14 protein-coding genes and 1 pseudogene are annotated in these 19145 nt (G+C 70.8%); 4 read left to right on the top strand and 11 right to left on the bottom strand.

Going from position 1 to position 19145, the window contains the following annotated elements; translation table 11 throughout:
• Positions 1-41: 41 nt before the first annotated feature.
• Complete coding sequence (locus ACYVF7_RS12775) at positions 42-833, bottom strand: TrmB family transcriptional regulator (RefSeq protein WP_460357872.1); 792 nt, start codon at positions 831-833, stop codon at positions 42-44.
• Between the two features lie 217 nt (positions 834-1050).
• On the opposite strand from ACYVF7_RS12775, the gene ACYVF7_RS12770 reads away from it, so the two are divergent.
• The gene (locus ACYVF7_RS12770; RefSeq protein WP_460339162.1) at positions 1051-3045 is read left to right on the top strand and encodes a putative Ig domain-containing protein; all 1995 of its coding nucleotides are present in this window, start codon (positions 1051-1053) and stop codon (positions 3043-3045) included.
• Positions 3046-3106: 61 nt separating this feature from the next.
• Here the strand turns inward: ACYVF7_RS12770 and ACYVF7_RS12765 are convergent, their stop codons facing one another.
• The 8 genes from ACYVF7_RS12765 to ACYVF7_RS12730 all read right to left on the bottom strand — a co-directional run bounded on the left by ACYVF7_RS12765 (position 3107) and on the right by ACYVF7_RS12730 (position 12785).
• A complete protein-coding gene (locus tag ACYVF7_RS12765; protein ID WP_460339160.1) occupies positions 3107-3895 on the bottom strand; it encodes a polysaccharide deacetylase family protein in 789 nt (262 codons plus the stop codon).
• 133 nt (positions 3896-4028) lie between these two features.
• Positions 4029-4898: an LLM class F420-dependent oxidoreductase gene (locus ACYVF7_RS12760; RefSeq protein ID WP_460339158.1), complete on the bottom strand. Its 870-nt coding sequence runs from the start codon at positions 4896-4898 to the stop codon at positions 4029-4031.
• 180 nt (positions 4899-5078) lie between these two features.
• Entirely contained in the window at positions 5079-6923 is a 1845-nt protein-coding gene (locus tag ACYVF7_RS12755; RefSeq protein ID WP_460339156.1) for a glycoside hydrolase family 76 protein, read from the bottom strand.
• 88 nt (positions 6924-7011) lie between these two features.
• Positions 7012-8946: an arabinofuranosidase catalytic domain-containing protein gene (locus tag ACYVF7_RS12750; protein WP_460339154.1), complete on the bottom strand. Its 1935-nt coding sequence runs from the start codon at positions 8944-8946 to the stop codon at positions 7012-7014.
• A 174-nt stretch (positions 8947-9120) separates the two neighbouring features.
• On the bottom strand, positions 9121-9570 hold the full coding sequence (locus ACYVF7_RS12745) for an LGFP repeat-containing protein (protein ID WP_460339152.1): 450 nt from the start codon (positions 9568-9570) through the stop codon (positions 9121-9123).
• A 14-nt stretch (positions 9571-9584) separates the two neighbouring features.
• On the bottom strand, positions 9585-11351 hold the full coding sequence (locus ACYVF7_RS12740) for a hypothetical protein (RefSeq protein ID WP_460339150.1): 1767 nt from the start codon (positions 11349-11351) through the stop codon (positions 9585-9587).
• A gap of 12 nt (positions 11352-11363) precedes the next feature.
• Complete coding sequence (locus ACYVF7_RS12735; RefSeq protein WP_460339148.1) at positions 11364-11795, bottom strand: DUF6623 family protein; 432 nt, start codon at positions 11793-11795, stop codon at positions 11364-11366.
• 141 nt (positions 11796-11936) lie between these two features.
• Positions 11937-12785 carry a helix-turn-helix transcriptional regulator gene (locus ACYVF7_RS12730; protein ID WP_460339146.1) on the bottom strand — a complete coding sequence of 283 codons (849 nt, stop codon included), beginning with the start codon at positions 12783-12785 and terminating at the stop codon, positions 11937-11939.
• A gap of 100 nt (positions 12786-12885) precedes the next feature.
• On the opposite strand from ACYVF7_RS12730, the gene ACYVF7_RS12725 reads away from it, so the two are divergent.
• A complete protein-coding gene (locus tag ACYVF7_RS12725) occupies positions 12886-13650 on the top strand; it encodes an SDR family oxidoreductase (RefSeq protein WP_460339144.1) in 765 nt (254 codons plus the stop codon).
• A gap of 19 nt (positions 13651-13669) precedes the next feature.
• Here ACYVF7_RS12725 and ACYVF7_RS12720 read toward each other — a convergent pair whose 3' ends face one another.
• Positions 13670-14896 (bottom strand): hypothetical protein, encoded by a 1227-nt coding sequence (locus ACYVF7_RS12720; RefSeq protein ID WP_460339142.1) that lies wholly within the window; start codon positions 14894-14896, stop codon positions 13670-13672.
• 413 nt (positions 14897-15309) lie between these two features.
• On the opposite strand from ACYVF7_RS12720, the gene ACYVF7_RS12715 reads away from it, so the two are divergent.
• The gene (locus ACYVF7_RS12715; protein WP_460339140.1) at positions 15310-16290 is read left to right on the top strand and encodes an alpha/beta hydrolase family protein; all 981 of its coding nucleotides are present in this window, start codon (positions 15310-15312) and stop codon (positions 16288-16290) included.
• A gap of 96 nt (positions 16291-16386) precedes the next feature.
• Here ACYVF7_RS12715 and ACYVF7_RS12710 read toward each other — a convergent pair whose 3' ends face one another.
• Positions 16387-18696, bottom strand: coding sequence for a serine/threonine-protein kinase (locus tag ACYVF7_RS12710; protein ID WP_460339138.1), 2310 nt, complete (start codon positions 18694-18696; stop codon positions 16387-16389).
• 296 nt (positions 18697-18992) lie between these two features.
• Here ACYVF7_RS12710 and ACYVF7_RS12705 point away from each other — a divergent pair.
• Positions 18993-19067 (top strand): annotated as a pseudogene (locus tag ACYVF7_RS12705) (twin-arginine translocation signal domain-containing protein); the annotation flags it as partial.
• Positions 19068-19145: the final 78 nt, after the last annotated feature.

Genomic DNA, 19145 nt, shown 5'->3' with positions numbered 1-19145 from the left:
CCCGGCGGCGCAGGCACGCGTGCCCGATCCGCGCCGTCGGCTCACGTGACCGGGTCGGCGCCGGTCCAGATCGTCTCGAAGGCGTACGTGAGGCACTGCGCCAGGGAAGCGTGCTCGATCACGATGTTGGTGGTGGAGTCGGACCCCGCCACCGGGTCGCGCAGCGACATCACCACCCGGACGCCGTCCACGATCCACATGCGCATGGGCAGGTGGGCGGCCACCCGCGCCTCCTCCCCCGCGGCGGTGTAGCGCCGGATGTCGGTGAGGAGAGCCGGATCGTCGAGGGCGGCGCGTTCGTAGAGGCACCGGACGCGTCCGCCTGATCGCGTCAGCCGCCGGATCGTGGCGGCGCCGGCGGTGTTGTCGTCGAGCAGGTACGGGAGCTTGGCGACCGCGAGGATCTCCTGCCGCGCGTCGGACTGGATCTCCCCGATCCGTTCGCCCAGCACCTCGCGGCCGCGCAGCACCTCGACGTAGTCCAGGGGGTCGCTCTCCTGCCTGCCACGGGACCAGACGGGCGCCAGCGACTCGACGAGCTGTGCCGTGGCCTGCTCCAGACGGTCGATCTCCGCCCGGCGGGCGGCCATGAGACGTTCGACCGCCGCGGCCGGCTCGACGGCGGTATATCGGGTGGTGCCGCCCGGCAGCACCCGGACCAGTCCGCGCTCGGTCAGCGCGGCCAGCACGTCGTAGATGCGCTGGCGCGGCACTCCCGATTCGCGCGCGATCTGTGCCGCCGTGTAGCGGTCTCGGGCGAGAAGCGCGATGTAGGCGCGCGCTTCATATCCGGTCAGCCCCAAGTCGATGAATTGCTGGGACAGATCTCCCATCTCCGCCACGCCTCCCACGCTACCGGGCGTGTCCGCGCCACCTCGTTCAGTCCCAAAAAGTCCGGAACTGGACACTCCAGGTCAAAAGAAAGTAAAGGAACATTGACCGCCTTATATCCGGATCCTACGTTGCGCGCAACACCACTAGCCGTGGTGTCAACGGCCGGAGAACGGTCGACCCCGCCGTATCCGGCCTCCCGCCAGAAAGGGAGCAAGGATGTCACCCCCATCCACCCGCGCTCGTCTGCGGCGCATCGGCCTCACCCTCATGGCCGCACTCGCCCTGCCCGCCGCCCTGCTCACCACCACCACACCGGCGCACGCCTCAACGGCCCCCTCCGCCGCCCGGCCCGCCGCCGCCGCACCGCACCTGTCCGCGCCGGTCAAACGGGCGTGTGCGACCCCGACCCGTCGCGGCCAGATGGCGTGCCTCTCGCTCGTACGCACCGATGTGACCGCGCACCGGGGGATCCAGCCGAACCTCGCGCCCTCCGGGCTCGGCGCCTCCGACCTGCAGAGCGCGTACGCCCTGCCGTCCTCATCCGCCGGATCGGGCCAGACGGTCGCCATCGTCGACGCCTACGACGATCCGAACGCCGAGTCCGACCTGGCCACGTACCGTTCCCAGTACGGCCTGTCCGCCTGCACGACCGCGAACGGCTGCTTCAAGAAGGTCAACGAGAACGGCGGCAGCACCCCGCCCTCCGCCGACTCCGGCTGGGGCGAAGAGGAGTCCCTCGACCTCGATATGGTCTCCGCGGCCTGCCCGAACTGCCACATCCTGCTCGTCGAGGCCAGCCAGCCGTCCACCGACGACCTCGGCACGGCGGTCAACACCGCGGTCTCGCTGGGCGCCAAGTACGTGTCGAACAGCTACGGCGGCTCGGAGGACTCCAGCGACACGAGCACCGACTCCACGTACTTCAACCACCCGGGTGTCGCGATCACCGTGTCCTCGGGCGACGACGGGTACGGGGTCGAGTATCCGGCGGCGTCGCAGTACGTCACCGCGGTCGGCGGGACCTCGCTGTCCAAGGCCTCGAACTCCCGCGGCTGGAGCGAGTCGGCCTGGTCCGGCGCGGGATCCGGCTGCTCCTCCTACGACCCGAAGCCGTCCTGGCAGAAGGACTCGGGCTGCTCCAAGCGGTCGGTGGCCGACGTCTCCGCCGTCGCCGACCCGAACACCGGCCTCGCGGTCTACGACACCTACGGGACGGGCGGATGGCTGGTCGTCGGCGGCACCAGCGCGTCGTCGCCGCTCATCGCCGGCGTGTACGCGCTGGCGGGCCCGCCCGCGTCCGGGGCTTACCCGGCGTCCTACCCGTACGCGCACACCGGCTCGCTCAACGACGTCACCTCCGGCAGCAACGGGTCGTGCAGCCCCTCGTACCTGTGCACGGCCGGCTCCGGGTACGACGGCCCGACCGGGCTCGGCACCCCGAACGGGGTGACGGCGTTCGGCAGCGGCTCCAGCGGCGGCAACACCGTCACGGTGACCAACCCGGGCAGCCAGACCAGCACGGTCGGCACGGCGGTCAGCCTGCAGATCCACGCGACGGACTCCGCCTCGGGTCAGACGCTGACCTACAGCGCGACGGGCCTGCCCGCCGGGCTGTCGATCAACTCCTCGACCGGCCTGATCTCCGGCACGCCCACCACCGCCGGGACCTCGAACGTCACCGTCACCGCGAAGGACTCCACCGGCGCCTCCGGCTCGGCGTCGTTCACCTGGACCGTGAACTCGGTCGGCGGCGGCTGCTCCTCGCCGGGCAACAAGGTCACCAACGGTGGCTTCGAGTCCGGCACCACGCCCTGGACGACGACCTCCGGCGTCGTGTCCTCCAGCGGCAGCGGTGAGACCGCCCACTCCGGCAGCTACTTCGCCTGGCTCGACGGATACGGCACCACCCACACCGACAGCGCCACCCAGTCCGTCACCATCCCCTCCGGATGCAAGGCCTCGCTCAGCTTCTGGCTCCACATCGACACCGCCGAATCCGGCAGCACCGTCTACGACAAACTGACCGTCAAGATCGGCAGCACCACCCTCGCGACGTACAGCAACGCCAACGCCGCCAGCGGATACGTGAACAAGACCTTCGACGTGTCGTCCTACGCCGGCCAGACCGTGACGCTATCGTTCAGCGGCACCGAGGACTCGGCACTGCAAACGAGCTTCGTACTCGACGACGTCGCCATCAACGCATCCTGACCGTGATCCATCGGGGCCCCGCGCGTCCAACGCGCGGGGCCCCTCTCCGTCTGCCGCGGGGTCATAGGGCGACGAAGGTGAGACCCCGCTGCTTCAGCGCCGGGATGACCGTCCGCAGCGAGCGGATGGTCTCGGACCGGTCGCCGCCGCCGTCGTGGCAGAGCAGGATGTCGCCCGCCTGTGCGCGCAGCAACTGGTCCGTGATCCTCGTGGTGCCGGGACGGGCCCAGTCACGCGGGTCGACCTGCCAGTCGATGCAGATCATAGAGTGTTCGGCGGCGATGTCGATGATCTGCTGCGACCACGCGCCGCCCGGAGAGCGGAAGAACTTGGGTGCCACCCCGGTGACCTGCGCGATCCTGTCGTGCGCGCCGCCGATCTCCTCCCGGATCCGGGACGCTGTGAGATGGGGCAGGTTCAACGGGTGCGTCACCGTGTGGTCGGACACCTGGTGCCCGCCCGCGACGAGCCGCTGGACCAACCGCGGGTCTTCGGTGACCTGCGTCCCGATGAGCGAGAACGTCGCCGGAACGTCGAACTCGGCCAGCAGATCCAGCATCTTCGGGGTCCACACCGGATGCGGGCCGTCGTCGATGGTCAACGCCACCGCGTTCGGCGGCGCCGCCGGTTGGAGGTCGTGCAGGTTGTGGATCGGGCGGCGCAGCGCCTGCAGCGGCCGTCCGTGCGTGTAGCCGGGATCGGGCGGAAGGGTGTGGGCCGCCTTGCGTACGTGTCTCGGCGTCGTCGTCGCATCGGTGCCGCGGAGGAATTCGGGCACCGCACCGGCCGCCAAGCCGACACCGGCGGCACCGATCGACAGCAACGCCTGACGCCGGTCCAGCTTCCGCATTTCAATCCCCTACCGCCGTATTCGACTGTGATTCATCGGCTACGACTCCCCGGCTCGTCGAGAAGTTCGGGGCCCGCGAAACGTATGGCGCGCGGTAACGGCCGGGTTCACCCACACGCTGATCAGTGACCGCTTACGGGCCGGGAGTGATCCAGCGGTCGGCGAGGTCGGCGACCCAACGGGTGGCCGCGTCCGGTGTCGCCGGCGGTGCCGCGACGACGACCAGTTCGGTCACGCCGATCTCCGCCAGGCCGGACAGCAGGTCGGGGCCGCCGTCGCTCACCGCGACGGCGATGGTCAGCTCCGCCGGCGAGCGGCCCTGGCGTGCGCATTCCGCCATGAGGGCGGTGACGCGGTCCTCGACGGCGGCGGCCGGGAGGTTGAATCCGTACCAGCCGTCGCCGAGCACGGCGACGCGGCGCAGCGCCGCGTCGCTGTTCCCGCCCACCACGACCGGGATCCGCCGGCCGCGCGCCGGCTTGGGGTTGACCCGGATCGCGTCGAAGCGGGCGAACTCCCCGTGGAACGAGGCCACCTCGTGCGACCACAGGGTGCGCATCGCGGCGACGTACTCCGCCGTACGCCGGGCGCGGTCGGCGAAGGGGACGCCGAGCGCGGCGAACTCCTCGGCCGACCAGCCGACACCGATCCCGAGCGTGAGCCTCCCTCCGGAGAGCACGTCCAGCGTCGCGGCCTGCTTGGCCACCACGACCGGGTTGTGCTCGGGCAGCAGCAGCACGCCCGTGGCCAGCCCGATCGTGGTGGTGACGGCCGCCGCGAAACTCAGGGTGAGGAACGGGTCCAGCCAGTCCGCGTCGGCGGGCACGGCGATCCGTCCGTCGGCGGAGTAGGGGTAGCGGGAGGCCGGCGCGTCGACCAGCACCACGTGCTCGCCCGCCCACAACCTCGCGAAGCCGTGAGCCTCGGCGGCCTCCGCCACCGCCCGTACGATCTCCGGGCGGGCGCCGTCCCCGATGCCCAGCGCGTGCAACCCCACCTGCATGTCCGAGACGGTGGCCGACCGCCGGGCGAAACTCAAGGACCCGGCCGTCGGCGCGCCCCGTACCCAAGGACCCGGCCGTCGGCGCCCCCACGCTGCCGTCGGCGCGCCTCATGCCCAAGGACCCGGCCGTCGGCGCGCCCCACGCTCAAGGACCTGGCTGTCGGCGCGACCCGTCCCGGGTCATCGGCTCGCGCCGTCGAGCGCGCCGAGGCCGCTCGCCTGGGTGCGCCAGTCGAACACGTTGGGGCTGCCGCCCGCCCAGCGCTGGCCGATCCCGTTAAGCGGGTCGCGGTCGTGGGCCCAGATTGAGTCCGCCTGCCGCTGCGCGAAGGACCGGTACGCGGGCGTCCCGGTGGCCACCGCGAGATCGGCGAGGTAGCGGCTGAAGATGCCCTTGAACTGCTTCTGGTTGTCGTCGCACGTGCTCTGGCCGACGTCGCACGACTCGACCAGGATCCCGTCGCGCGTGAGACCGGTGATCGCCGCGTCCGCGAGCCGTCGTGCCGCGTCGAGCAGCGTGGCGTCGCCGGTGGCGCGCCACGCCTCGACCAGGCCGCCGATGGCCAGACCCTGGTTGTACGTCCAGACCGTCTGACCGTTGTTGCGGCAGTCCTGGGTGAGGCCGTCGTTGACGAGGTTCGCGGAGTTGATCAGGCCGCTGTTCAGGTACCAGGTCGCGGCCGTGCGGGTGCGCTGCAGCCAGACCGTGTCGCCGGGGGTCCGGCGGTGGATCGACGCGGCGAGCCGCAGGTACAGGCCGCTCGTCACCGCGTTCTTGTACGTACGCTCGCGGTCCCACCACACGCCGCCGCCGCAGGTGCTCGGGTCCCAGTACTGCTGCACGTAGTCCGCGATCGTCGTGGCCATCTTCAGGTACCGCTGGTCGCCGGTGTGGTCGTAGGCCGCCACCCACGCGAGGCCCCACCAGGCGCTGTCGTCGATGGCGCGGCTGATGAAGTTCCCCTCGACCGGGTCGCTGCTGCGCTGCCCGGCCGCGAACGCGCCCTTGTTCTGGTCGAACGTGCGGGCGATGACCCAGTCGTACTGGTGGTCGCCGTGGTCGATGAGCGCGGTGAGCGTGGCCGCCGAGTTCCACCAGCTGCTGGGCCACCAGCCGGTGTAGGGGTCGTAGGAGTACATCAGCGCGTCGGCGTCTGCCGACGCGCGGGACGGCGCGGGCCGGGCCCACGCGGTGCAGCTGCCGTTCTGCCCGGACACCGCTCGGCCGCACGCTCGGACGGCTCCTCCGTAGAGGCGGCCACGCGGGTCGCGGGTGGCGAACATCGTCGTACGGGTGACGGTCGCGCCGCCGGGGACCGATACGCGGCCGAGCGAGGAGCCGTCGGGCCAGGTGGCGCCGCCGTCCCACGAGCGGTCGAGCCACACCTCGTCGCCTGTGGCGCCCGCCTCGATGCCGGCCCACGCCATCCCGTTCTGGTCGACGTGCAGCCGGATCACGCGGCCGGAGAGCGTGGTCGCCGGGACGGGCTCGGTGTCGCCGTTCGCCTGGCCAGGGTCGGTGCGGTCGCAGTGGACGTCGCAGACCGTCGGGTAGACCCAGTCCGTGCACGTGACCGCGCCGGCGTCACCGCAGGCGCGGATGAGGCCACGGCGGTGATCTCGCGGGTCGGAGATGTTGTACATCAGCGTCCGCGTGCCGGTCCACGTGCTCGGGATGCTCGCCTTGCCGAGCAGGCCGTCCCACGTCTGCCCGCCGTCCCAGGACCGGTCGAGCCACACGGCGTCGCCGGTGGTGCCGTCGTCGATGCTGCCCCACGCCATTCCGTCCGCGTCGGAGACGTGGAGAACCAGCCTGCGGCCGTTGATGTTCTTTTCCGGGACGGGGAACGTCTCCTGCCCGGCCTTCGACGGGTCGAGCGTGTCACAGGACAGGAAGCACACCGCCGCCTGGGATGCGGCATCCGCCGACGCGACGCCTGTTCTCGGCGCGACGCCGAGCAGGACCAGTCCGGCGACGGCGGCGGCAGCGGTACGGGCGGGGAGGATACGTCGCTGTACGCGCATGGGGAGCTCCAACCTCGGTGCCGTGGGGGGCGCTGCGGTACGAGGGGGTGGCGAGGCCCGCCGGGTCGGCGGGCCTCGCCTGGGTGAGTCAGCTCAGCGTGAATTTCTGCGCCGGGGAGCCGTTGCAGTCGTAGATCTGCAACCGCGTGCCGTTCGCGGTCGCCCCGCTCGGCGAGTCCAGGCAGCGGCCCGACTGCGGATTGCGCAACGAGCCATCGGACTGCTGCTGCCAGACCTGAGCACCCCCACCATTGCAGTCCCACAACTGCACCTGCGTGCCATTCGCCGTACCGTTGCCGGTAACGTCCAGGCAGCGACCGAGGGTGCGCAGGGCGCCGTTGGACAGGTGCACCCAGTGCTGGTCCACGGCGTAGGACTGGCAGTCCCAGAGATTGATCGCGGCGCTGTTGGTCCCGGTGTCATCGCCGAGGACGTCGACGCATTTCCCGCCGGGGCCGAGGGTCACACCGCCGCCGTTGACCGCGAACTTCTGCGCCGGGGAGCCGTTGCAGTCGTAGATCTGCAGTCGCGTGCCATTGGCGGTCGCCCCACTCGGCGAGTCCAGGCAACGCCCGGACTGCGGATTGCGCAACGAACCGTCGGACTGCTGCTGCCAGACCTGAGCACCCCCACCATTGCAGTCCCACAACTGCACCTGCGTGCCATTCGCCGTACCGTTGCCGGTGACATCGAGGCAACGGCCGAGAGTGCGCAGCGAGTCGTCGGCGAAGTGTTCCCAGTGCTGATCCTCGGCGTAGGACTGGCAGTCCCAGAGATTGATCGCGGCGTTGTTGACGCCCGTGTCGTCCCCGATGACGTCGACGCATTTGCCGCCCGGGCCGGTGATCGTGCCCTGCGGGCCGTTCGGCACGTTGGTCTGCCCGGAGTAGCCGACCGAGACGATATTGGCCTGCACGGCGTCGTCGGCGGCGTCGGTCGGGTAGCCGGAGGTCATCACGCCTTCGAAGAAGGTGCCCATGTTCCAGTTGCTGTTGTCCCCGCCCGTGCCCAGGATGATCGAGCCCTCCTGGTGCATCGGGATGTAGCCGCCGCGGTTCGGCAGCGCACCGTTCCACCACGTCGACAGGCCGCCGGACTGCGCGTTGCCGCCTTTGAGGGCGTAGGTGGTCTGGCCGTTGTTCTTCAGCAGCGCCGTGACGTAGGTGCTGTTGTTGCCCTGGTTCGCGGTGTTGGAGCCGTTGGCGCCCTGGAACATGCCGTTTTCCAGGTCCGCCTCCACCCACGGCCCCGAGCCCGTACACGGCGTGAAGTAACAGGTGGTCGCGATGCTCACGGCGTCCATGTGGCCGTTGCCGGTGTCGGCCGGGACCGCCTCGGCGTTGCCGTAGTCGAAGCAGCACGCGGATCCGACGTGCGTGCCGCTCGCGACCATGTACATGCCCTCGGGCTGCCCGTTCTGCGCGACGCCGGATCCGACGGCGTGCCGGTAGCCGTGCTGCGGGGAGATCCAGACGCCGTACGCCTTGTGCCCGTCGGCGGTGACGGCGATCTCGCTCGCGTCCGCGGGGTAGTCGGCGCCGGTGCCGGCCGTGCCCGACGGGGACGGCGTCAGATCGTTGTGGCGCGACGTCTGGTCGTAGATCTTCGTGATGCCGCACGTCGTGCCGTTGCAGAACGCGTCGTGGTCGGCCGCGTCGGCGTAGCCGCCCGCGGAGAGCACGCCCACGTCGTGGGTGGCGTGGTCGGACGCACGGGTCAACTGGTACAGCGGGCCCGTGTACGCGCCGAACAGGGCTCGTACGGTGCTGTGCGCGGCGACGCAGGGCGTACCCGCGGCGCCGTAGATGTCGCACGGCAGGGACGTGGCGGCCTGCGCCGTACCGGACAGGCCGGCCAGGCCGAGGACGAGTGCGGCGATCGCGCCGATGAAGGCGACCACATGTCGGGCCTTGGCGGTGAGGCCGGTGCGGTGTGCGTACGGCTCGTCTTCGATCGGCGCTGTCGGTGGCGCGGCCCGGCGGGCGGCGGAAGTCACGCGTAGGGCGGGGCGATGTCTGCGCATGGCGACCTCTCCAGGGGCGGAGGAACGCTGAATCGTCTGCGGTGGCGGGGGCAGACGTGATGGCGGGGTGACATCGCGATGTTGAAATGACAGTAAACAGTCTTATCGGTTTGCGTCAATACGCTCGCGAACTTGTTGGAATCGTCGCGCTGAGACGTTCGTTTTTGTTGCCTTTTAGAACATCAAGGGCCGTACCACCGCCCCGGTGCCCGGGGACCACCAGATCTCGCCGAACTGGAACCGGCTGCGGCGGCCGCGGCCGTCCGGTGTCGGCATCTCGTCGGAGACCGGGTAGCCGAGTTCCCCGCCCGGTCCGCCCAGCGTCAGCCACAGGTCGCGGATCTCGCCGTGGACGACGTGCGCGCCGGTCGGCTCGCTCCACGCGATCGTGGACTCGACCGGCGTGCCGTCCTCGCTTGGCCGGTGGCAGGTCGGGTGCGCCCTTTCCGGCGGTATTCGCAGCGAGATCGCGTGCTCCGCGCCGTAGAGGACGCCACGGAAGTGACGGCACCGCCCGGGAAGCCCGTCGGCGCCCGTCACGTCCTCCTCGTCGCCCATCGGATTCCCGAGCGCGCCGGCCGACGCGCCATGACTGAGGTAGTGCGTATGGATCGGACTGTCCATATCGACCTCCGAGATCACGCCTTCAGCCCGTAGACGACGACCTTGCCCGGACCGTTGTAGGAGTTGTCGGCCGCGTTTGGAGCGAACGCGGACCTGAAGACCTTGCCGTCGGCGATCGTCGGCGGGCAGAACTTCGCGAACAGCACCGGACTGGAGTCACGCCACAACTCCACCAGCGTGCGCCCGTCGCCGCCGCCCGGCGCCGCCGCGTACGCCACGAGATAGCCGGTGACCTTCTGCCACTGCCCGTCGGACTGCGGATAGCTGACCCACACGATGCCGTCGGTGTTCCCGTTGGCCGACACCGAACACGCACCGCCCGGCATTCCCCGGTTCGGTGGTTCGGTGCTCGCCGCGAACGGCACGATCGCCCTCGACACCGGGTTCGGATCGACGCCGTAGCGGACGACGCGGGCGGCGGCGTCGTACTGGAACGCCTTGAGGTGATCCTTCTCCGCCATGTGGTAGACGCAACCCGTGCCCGGCCAGTAGATCGGGTTGCCGTGGATGTTGCAGCCGTAGTGCTCGGCGCTCGCGTAGTTGTCCAGGGCGCGCGGGGTGTGCGGATCGGTTTCCATCTGCTGGTTGTAGAACGCCTGGAACCCCTCGCCGACGTGATCGGGGTTGACCCCGGCCAGCTGCCAGTCCGGCGGCTGCGCGCCGGCCGTGTCCGAGTCCTGCCGCAGGGCCATGGTGCCGGCGTCCATGACGTAGATCCGTCCCTGTTTGCCGCCCGCGATCAGGGTGCCGCCCGGCAGCAGGGTCGGGCCGCCGGACCCGAGGTCGGTGTCGCCCCCCTGCTCGGGCGTGCCGTAGCCGTCCCGCAGGAACGCCGCGTTTCGCGGTGTGAAGTGGCCGGCGAGCTGCAGTCCCGGCCAGCCGGCGGTCACCCGCAGCCTGATCACGCTGTCGCCGAGGTTGTCCACGCTGCCCGGCGGTGGGCTGCCGGGTAGCAGGCCGTCGTTGCCGGTCATGAAATAGATCGACCCGTCCGGCGAGCCCACCAGCCCGGCGCCCGACTGCCAGATTCCGGCGTTGGCCGCCGCGGTCGCCGTGTTGAACACGGCGACCTGCTGCAGGTCGGACGCGCGATATCCGATGACCCAGCCGTAGTACGGCTCGTCCGGGCCGCACCATGTGTCGCAGCTGAACGTGCCGAAGGCGAGGTACACGACGCCGTTCAGCAGGAGCAGGCCTGGCCGGTTCCGCTGACAATGAGGGTTGAAAACCAGCGTGTGACCGGCTTTCGGCCCGGTGCCGGGCACGGACGCACTGATCTGGACCGGACTGTGCGGCTTTTCCGCTCCGGTCGCGATGTCCACGGCGTGCAGGTAGTTCGCGCCGTCTCCCGGCCCGCCGGGAGACGGCGTCGAGGAGCGGGTGACGACGTACATCGTCCCGGTGCTCGCGTCGATCACCGGCGTACTCGTGATCCCCACCGAGCCGACGGTTTCCCGGCAGATCTCGTCGCTCGTCAGAATCCGGAACGGATCGAGCTGCCGCGACCATACCGGCGGCGTGTCCGGATCCTGGCCGAGGTCGTCGGCGTCGAACGCGTACACGTGGTTGGTCGACGTCGCCACGTAGAACAGGTTCTTCGCGCCCTGCGGGGTCTGCACCCCGTGCACGTACAGCGTCTGGGCGTAGACGTCCCCCTGCACGTTCCGCTCGTACAGCTTCCCGAAGGCCGAAGCGTTGACATTGCTCGGCTTCAGCCTCGTCTCGGCGAGATAGGCGCCGGTCCGGCCGTTGTCGTTGTGATGCGTGAGCACGTCAGCCATGCCGAAGGCTCCTCACAGGAAGTCGACCCCGGCCGAATGGAGGTCGATCCACGCCTGGGCCGGATCGGTGCCCAACGCCATGAAGATCGAGATCCCGATGCCCAGACCGACCGACGGTTTCGGCGTCTGCGGAAGGGTGAACCGGTCGAGCCGATCGGCTCCGGAGAGGTTCACGTTGTCGAAATTGGCGATCCTGGTCGGGCCGTCGTATACGTGGACGTGCTTGACGGTTCCCTGGCTTCCGGTCGTGTACTGGAGCATCGCCGAATCGATGCGCAACCGGATGTCGGTCACGATCACCGGGGTCGGGACGGCGATGTGATACCACCCCTGACTCCCGGGATGCCTGATCTGGCCGGCCCATCCGATCCGGCCGACGGTCAACGTGGGATCCTCCGGCTGAACAGCGTGCCCGTGGACCCAACTGGCCTGCGAAATCGCCATGCTCTGACCCCCTCATCCCGCGAAGGGCGCTGGCGGCCGTCGCCGTCCGCCCCGTGCTGCTCAGTTAAGCCCGTGGCGGCGGCCGGTACAGGATGTCATCGCGCAGTGACCGCAAGCGGACACGATCCGCGAGCTCGGGGTTCAGGTCCGGGACTCGGTGAAGCGCTGCCGCCCCAGCACCGCGAGCAGCCGCAGCTTCTCGTGGCCCTCGGTGTTCGGGGCGGCGGTGAGCACGAGCAGCGCCTGCGACTGGTCCTCGGTGAACAGCACCTGGCAGTCCACCTCGATCGCGCCGAGTTCGGGATGGATGAGCGTCTTGTGGTCCTCGTAGCGCTTCGCCACCTCGTGCCGCTCCCACAGCCCGGCGAACTCCGCGCTCCTCTTCTGCAGCGCCCGTACGAGCTCGCCCGCGCGCGACTGCGGGCCCGTCGACCCGTAGGCGGCCCGCAGGTTCGCGACCTGGGCGCGGCTCTGCCGGTCGCGGTCGTCCTCCGGATAGCGCAGCCGTTCGGAGGGGTCGGTGAACCACCGGTAGATCCCGCTGCGGGCGAGGCCCGTATGGCCCGACTCGTCGCCGAACAGTGCCGCGGCCATCCGGTTCTGCACGAGCGTCTCGCCCAGGTCGGACAGGATGAGCGCCGGGGTGTCCTCGAGGCGGTCCAGCACCCGCAGCAGCGCGGGGGCGACATGCTGCGCGGTCGACACCGACGCCGGGGTGCCCCGCCCGGCCACCCGGAACAGGTAGGCGCGCTCGTCCTCCGTCAGCCGGAGCGCGCGGGCGAGCGACGCGAGCATCTGCTCGCTCGGCTGCGGGCCGCGCTGCTGCTCGAGGCGCGTGTAATAGTCGGTCGACATCACGGCGAGGGCCGCGACCTCCTCACGCCGTAGGCCCGGGGCGCGGCGGCGCGCGCCCGGAGGCAGCCCGACGTCCTCGGGCCGCAGCTCCTCCCGGCGGCGGCGCAGGAAGTCCGCCAGTGATGCACGATCCATATGTCCATTATCGGCCGGTGCCCCGGGCGAACCAGGGACCGCCGATCCCCCGATAACGGGTCTCTGCCCCTCGTCGCGGCCGAGCGTCCAGACTCGAAGCATGAACATAACCGGAAACACCGTCTTCATCCCCGGTTCCACCAGCGGCATCGGGCTCGCCATCGCCCTCGAGCTACAGGCCAGGGGGAACACCGTCATCGTCGGTGGCCGGCGCGCCGACCTGCTCGAACGGATCGCCGCGGAGCACCCCGGCATCGACACCGTGCGGATCGACACGGCGGATGCCGGGAGCATCGAGTCCGCCGCGAAAGAGGTGCTGGCCAAGCATCCGGACCTCAACGTCCTGATCACGATGGCCGGCATCATGCGCATCGAGGACTGGCACGCCCCCGAGTCGTTCCTGGCTTCGGCCGAGTCCGTCGTGACGACCAACGTGCTCGGCCCGATCCGGCTCATCGCCGCGTTCATCGAGCACCTGCGGACGCGGCCGGACGCCACGATCATGACCGTCTCCTCGGGTCTCGCGTTCGTGCCGCTCAAGGTGACCCCGAGCTACAACGCCTCGAAGGCCGCGATCCACATGCTCAGCGAGTCGATCCGGCTGCAGCTCGCCGACACGACGGTGAAGATCGTGGAACTCGAGCCGCCGGCCGTCCGCACCTCGCTGCTGCCCGGCCAGGAGGAGAGCGAGTTCGCGGTACCGCTCGACGAGTACGTGGCGGAGGTCATCTCGCTGATCGAGTCCCAGCCCGACGCGAAGGAGATCCAGGTCGAACGGGTGAAGTTCCTGCGCTACGCCGAGGCACGCGGCGACTACGACCAGGTCGTCGAGACCCTCAACGCCTCCGACCCGCACGGCGACTAGCCGGACGTCGCCGACCACCTCAGCCGCGGAGTGGGAGGACGTACAGGGCACGATCGCGGAACGTGCCGGTGAGGGCGACGGCGAGGCCGTCGGTGGTGACGCCCAGCGGAGCGGCACGCCCGCTGACCGGGAACTTGGCCGGCGTGCCGTCGGGCGGGATCCACAGCGCCATCGGATTCTCGTCGAACGGGTTCTCCGGGGACTGGAAGCCGTACACGTCGTCCTGCCAGATGGCGTAGTCGCCGACGTTCCAGCCGCCGTGCACCCACCGGTGACGGGTGCTGCCGGCGACCTGCCAGGTCATGAGCACGTCCCCGTATCGCCGGGTGATGTCGGCGCTGGAGGTCGTGCCGCCTTGGGCCAGCGGATCGCGGCTGCGGGCGACGACCTTCCCCGTCTTCAGGTCGTACAGCCGCAGCCGCCGAGTGCGGCCGGCGATGACGGCATGGGTGGACACGGCATAGACGGTCTGGCCGCGGCGGGACCACAGCACCCGGCGCGTACGGCGGTCGACGACCTGAAACCCCTCCTCGTCGCCGTCCTCGCTCCGGTGAACGTCGACGACGACGTCACCGGTCGCCGCGACCGGCCGCCGTCCGGAGCGATGCCATGGGCTCACCATCCCGTCGGCGTCCAGGATCGTGCTCGGGCCGTCCTGGATGCCCGCTGTCACCTGGATGGCGGTGCCACCGGCCCATTGCAGCTCCTCGTCCGTGGGAAACCGCACGGTCTGAGGCTGGACGTCGCCGCGTGCGGCCGGGTCGTAGATGTCCACGTAGGCCGATCGCCCGCCGGGGTCGATCCCCTGGTTCGTGAAGGCGACACGGGTCCTCCTGCCCTCGCCCAGCAGTCGCAGGCCCGGGCCCGGCCACCGACCGGAGTCGGCCGGCCAGGTCCGACCGGTGAAGAGGGTGCGTCCTTTCGGGTCCACGCCACGCACGCGCAGGCCCCGGGCGCCCGTGCGGCCGGGAACATCGGTGGTCCGTTCCGTCATGACGATCACATCGTCGACCACGAGCGCGTCCAGGAACCCATCGGGCGGCGCCACCTCGACGGCGGACGGATGGTCTGGCTCCACCCAGGGATACGTGCTCGCAGGGGCCGTACGGTCGGGAAACTCCGGATGGCGGAACAGGTCCCGCAGGCTCCGAAGGGGACCGAACCCGAGGTAGCCGACGATGAGCGTTAACGCCACGACCGGATGGTTGCCGTTCTCATGCCGGCTCGTGTGTCTTGTCGCGCGCATGCTCCCGTTCAACCTCTTCCCGAAACCGGTGTCCGCCGCTCGGCGGGGCGAGGCTTTTGGCTTTGCCGAAGCGCCGAGGAGATCTGCCGCCCGGCGTTCACGCCGTCGTTCCATAGTCCTCGCCGGGCGTTGGCGATGGGACGGTAAAAAGTTTGGTTCCGTTCACCCGCGACACACCGAGGCACCGAGACGGCCGTGAGAGTCAGCCGCATATTCGATCGTTCCGTCACCGTCCTCTCCTGCTCGGGGCTGCTCGTCTTCGCCGGGCTGGCAGCGCGCACGGCCGACCATTACGCGCGCGGCGCGGTGATGTCCACCGTCCGCGTCGCGCACCTGTCCAGCGCGGAGACCACCGACCTCCTGACGAAGGCGAAGATCGCTTCGCCGGCCAGAACGGCGTCGACGCCTACCGGGTGCTCTACCGGACGGTCAACACGCGAGGCAATTCGACGCCCGCGAGCGGACTCCTCGTCCTGCCCGCCGGCAGCACACACCGGCTGCGGCTGGTCGCGTACGAGCACGGCACGCTGACCGCCCGGCGGACCGCCCCGTCCGTGGACGCCACCCAGCCGGACCGCGCGCGGGCGATCATGTTCGCGAGTGCCGGCTACGCCGTGGTGGCGCCCGACTACCTGGGTCTCGGCAAGGGCATCGGCCGTCATGCGTACGAGCACGTGTCCTCCGAGCTCAACGCGTCGGTGGACCTGCTGCGCGCGGCGCGTACGGTCGCGGGCCGGCAGCATCGGAAGTTCGATCCGAAGGTGCTCGTCACCGGCTTCGCGCAGGGCGGGCCGGCCGCGATGGCGCTGGGCGAGAAGCTCCAGGACGGCAAGGTGCCGCACTTCGGGCCGGGCGCGGTGGCGCCGGTGAGCGGGCCGTACGACCTGGAGCACGTCCAGGTGCCGGCCGAACTCGACGGGCGGCTCTCCCAGCGCCAGGCGGTCCTCGACCTCGCCTACTGGCTGGCGTCGACGCGCCGGGTCTACCACCTGTATCGCCGGCCGGCCGAGGCGTTCCAGGAGCCGTACGCCTCTTCGGTGACGCGGCTGTTCGACGGCCATCACGACGAGGCGACGATCGTCGCGTCCCTGCCGTCGACGCCGGAGCGGCTGCTGACGCCGGCCTTCGCCGACCGGCTCCGGCATCCGGCCGGGGGGCTGCTGCGCGCGATGCAGTCGAGCGACGACACCTGCGCGTGGAAACCCTGGGTGCCGGTACGGATCTACGCGGCGACCGGCGACCGGCGCGTGCCCATCACCAACGCCCGTGCCTGTCAGGCGGCGTCGGGCGGCGGTCTCGTCGACCTCGGGGCGCGGGTCGACCACGACGGCTCCGCTCGGCTGGCCCTCCCGCAGATCCTCACCTGGTTCCAGCAACTCGCCCCGCCGAGCTGAGCCGGTTCGCCGCCCGGGTCTTCCCGGGTCTTCCCGGGCCGCCGACCGGCGTTCACGACCGTACGGCGTCGGCCGGCAGCTCCATCGCATGGAGCTCTACCGAAGCCTCCACATGCGCACCGTGCCGTCGGTGCTTCCCGCCACCGCGGCCGTGACGCCGTCGACGGTCTCGGTCGTCACCCAGATCACCGAGCGCGTCGGCCCGGTGAGCGGGGAGATGATCTCTCGCCGGGTCGCCAGGTCCCACACGTGCACGGCGTGGCCCTCCCCGGTGAGCACCACGACGCGTCCGTTCACGTCGGCCGTGGCCATCGTGGTCACCGCGCTGGGCCGGCGCGGAAACGCGGGGCTCGTCGCGTGCCAGGTGGCAACGTCCGACACCTGCATGGTCCGGTCGGCGTCGGCTGAGACGACGACGAGTTCGCCGTTCAGCGTCGCGGCGGCCACCGAGGTCAGCGCCGCGGTGTGGCCCATGAAGCCCATGCCGATCTCCGCGCCCGAGGCGATGTCCCAGGCGCGGACCATCTTGCCCGCGCAGCCCGCCACGACGACGGGCTTACCGTCCAGCGTGGCGGTGGTGACGGACGTGACCGGGCTCTTGTGGCCGAGGATCGGCGGCCCGATCTGGCGGCCGGTGGCCATGTCCCAGCGGCGTACAGACCAGTCCGCGCTTCCGGAGACGACCACGGAGCGACCGCCCACGGTCGCGGTGGCCAGGGATGTGATCGTGTCCGTGTCGCCGGTGAAAGGGTCTCCGACCTCGCGGCCCGCGGCGATGTCCCACACCCTGATCGTGTGGTCGGCGCCGCCCGAGACGACGACCGGCCCGGCGTTCAGCGTGCCGACGGCGAGCGCGGTGACCTCGCCCTTGTGACCGGTGAGCGGCGCGCCGATCTGCCGACCGCTCGACCGGTCGAACACACGTAGGTCTCCGTCCTGCCCGCCGGCAACGAGAACCGGCCTGCCGTTCAAGGTCGGCTCCGCGACGGCGGAAACGGATCCGGCCGCGCCCAGGGTCAGCGGCCGTCCCAGCGGAGCGCCGACCGCCGGAATGTTCACCGAATGTCCGGGACTCGGCCTGGTCCGCGTGCGCTGAGCCGTGTCCATCGCCCGCTCCGACGGCCACAGGACGAAGAGGAGCCCGGCCGCGATCGCCAGTGCGGCACCGGACGCCGCGATGCCCAACGGAAGCGCCCGGCGCCGCGGTCGCCGGATCCACGCCTCCTCGCCCGGCACAGGCTTGCCGAGGTCGGGCAGGGCGGCGGACGCGTGGCGGCCCGTCGCGGTCGCGGCGGGTGCGGGACGATCCGTCCCGGTCGCGGTGGGCGCGTGGCGGCCCGTCCCGGTCACGGTGGGCGCGGGGCGATCCGTGCCGGTGACGGCTGGTTCGCGACGGTCTGTCCCGGTCGCGGTGGGCGCGTGGCGGCCCGTCCCGGTGACGGCGGGTGCGGGACGGTCCGTCGCGGTCGCGGCGGCCTCGCCGGTGGGTCCGGTGCGGGCGGGTGCCGCCGCTGCGGGCCGCTGGGGCCGTACGGCCCCGGTCGGCGGTACGACGCCGTCGCGCGCCGGCCGATCGCCAGCTGCTCCGATGCGAGCCGGGTTGTCCCGTCCCGTCAACGCGGATATCAGTTCAGCGGCGCTCGGCCGCCGGTCGGGACGCTTGTCCAGGCAGGCGGAGAGCAGCGGCACGAGCTGGTCGGGCACACCGGACAGCACCGGCTCGCCGTTGGTGATCCGCCAGAGCACCGCGGGCGCATGGTCGTCCCCGAAGACCGGTCGGCCGGTCGCGGCGAACACCATCGTCCCCGCCCAGGCGAACACGTCGGAGGCGGGCACGCCGTCCTGACCGGCGAGCTGCTCCGGCGCCAGGTAGGCGGGCGTGCCGACGACACCGGAGCCCGCCTCCGGAGCCCCGAGAGCGCGGGCGAGGCCGAAATCGATCACACGGGGACCATCGCCGCCGAGCAGCACATTGTGCGGCTTGAATCCAAGATGCACGACGCCCGCCCGGTGGATCGCGGCCAGCCCGGCCGCGGTGCCGGACGCGAGGCGGGTGATCGCGTCGATGTCCAAGGGACCGTGCCGGGCGACCGCCGCGTGCAGCGACTCCCCGGGCACGTACTCGCTCACGACGTAGGGGACGTCGAGGTCGAGGCCCACGTCGAGGACGCGAGCGGTGCGGGATTCGGTCACCCGGCGGGCCGCGCTCATCTCCTCGACGAACCGCCGCCGCGCCGCGTTGCCCCAGACGAGCCGGCGGTGCAGGACCTTCACCGCGACGGTCCCCCCGGACACGTTCGTGCCGCGGTAGACGGCTCCGTGGCCACCCTCGCCGAGGTAGTCCGTGAGCCGGTACGAGCCCACCCGCTTGGGCTCGTCCTCCCGGAGTGGGCGCGGATCCGGCATGACGCTCCCTGACACGGTCGCGCACCGCTCGCCGCGGTGCGGCACCTATTGGACATTTGACCGTACGCAGGGGAGGTCGGAAAGGGTTCAGCCGTACGTTGGCCGAATTCAGCCGAATGCGTCCTCCACGGCGCTGCGCCGGTTGCCGTACTCGGCCTGGCGGGCTTGGGCCGGTCGGCGACCTGCGCCCAGCGTGGTAGCCCTGGATACGACGCTGGGCAGACGACGCGGGGCCGTCCCCGGTCGAGGATCAACGGGTGACCAGGCCCATTGACACAGGGATCGACCGGGAGCGAATGATGCCCGAGTTTCTCAGCCGCCGACGTTTTCTGAAGACCTCATCCGCCGCCGGGCTGGCGGCCGGAATCACAGCGCCCGCCGACACGGCGGCTTCTCCGCCGGGACGGGTGTCGATCAGGCACCGCGTTGTTCGGACGAACGGTATCGAC

The sequence above is a fragment of the Actinoallomurus acanthiterrae genome (assembly GCF_054775715.1).
The sequence above is the reverse complement of the archived record's forward strand: the minus strand, read 5'-3'. Positions and strand labels throughout refer to the sequence as shown.

Excerpts from the sequence above, each read along its gene's own strand:
- ACYVF7_RS12775 (WP_460357872.1), bottom strand. The coding sequence starts at position 833 with ATGGGAGATCTGTCCCAGCAATTCATCGACTTGGGGCTGACCGGATAT.
- ACYVF7_RS12770 (WP_460339162.1), top strand. The coding sequence starts at position 1,051 with ATGTCACCCCCATCCACCCGCGCTCGTCTGCGGCGCATCGGCCTCACC.
- ACYVF7_RS12765 (WP_460339160.1), bottom strand. The coding sequence starts at position 3,895 with ATGCGGAAGCTGGACCGGCGTCAGGCGTTGCTGTCGATCGGTGCCGCC.
- ACYVF7_RS12760 (WP_460339158.1), bottom strand. The coding sequence starts at position 4,898 with ATGCAGGTGGGGTTGCACGCGCTGGGCATCGGGGACGGCGCCCGCCCG.
- ACYVF7_RS12755 (WP_460339156.1), bottom strand. The coding sequence starts at position 6,923 with ATGCGCGTACAGCGACGTATCCTCCCCGCCCGTACCGCTGCCGCCGCC.
- ACYVF7_RS12750 (WP_460339154.1), bottom strand. The coding sequence starts at position 8,946 with ATGCGCAGACATCGCCCCGCCCTACGCGTGACTTCCGCCGCCCGCCGG.
- ACYVF7_RS12745 (WP_460339152.1), bottom strand. The coding sequence starts at position 9,570 with ATGGACAGTCCGATCCATACGCACTACCTCAGTCATGGCGCGTCGGCC.
- ACYVF7_RS12740 (WP_460339150.1), bottom strand. The coding sequence starts at position 11,351 with ATGGCTGACGTGCTCACGCATCACAACGACAACGGCCGGACCGGCGCC.
- ACYVF7_RS12735 (WP_460339148.1), bottom strand. The coding sequence starts at position 11,795 with ATGGCGATTTCGCAGGCCAGTTGGGTCCACGGGCACGCTGTTCAGCCG.
- ACYVF7_RS12730 (WP_460339146.1), bottom strand. The coding sequence starts at position 12,785 with ATGGATCGTGCATCACTGGCGGACTTCCTGCGCCGCCGCCGGGAGGAG.
- ACYVF7_RS12725 (WP_460339144.1), top strand. The coding sequence starts at position 12,886 with ATGAACATAACCGGAAACACCGTCTTCATCCCCGGTTCCACCAGCGGC.
- ACYVF7_RS12720 (WP_460339142.1), bottom strand. The coding sequence starts at position 14,896 with ATGCGCGCGACAAGACACACGAGCCGGCATGAGAACGGCAACCATCCG.
- ACYVF7_RS12710 (WP_460339138.1), bottom strand. The coding sequence starts at position 18,696 with ATGCCGGATCCGCGCCCACTCCGGGAGGACGAGCCCAAGCGGGTGGGC.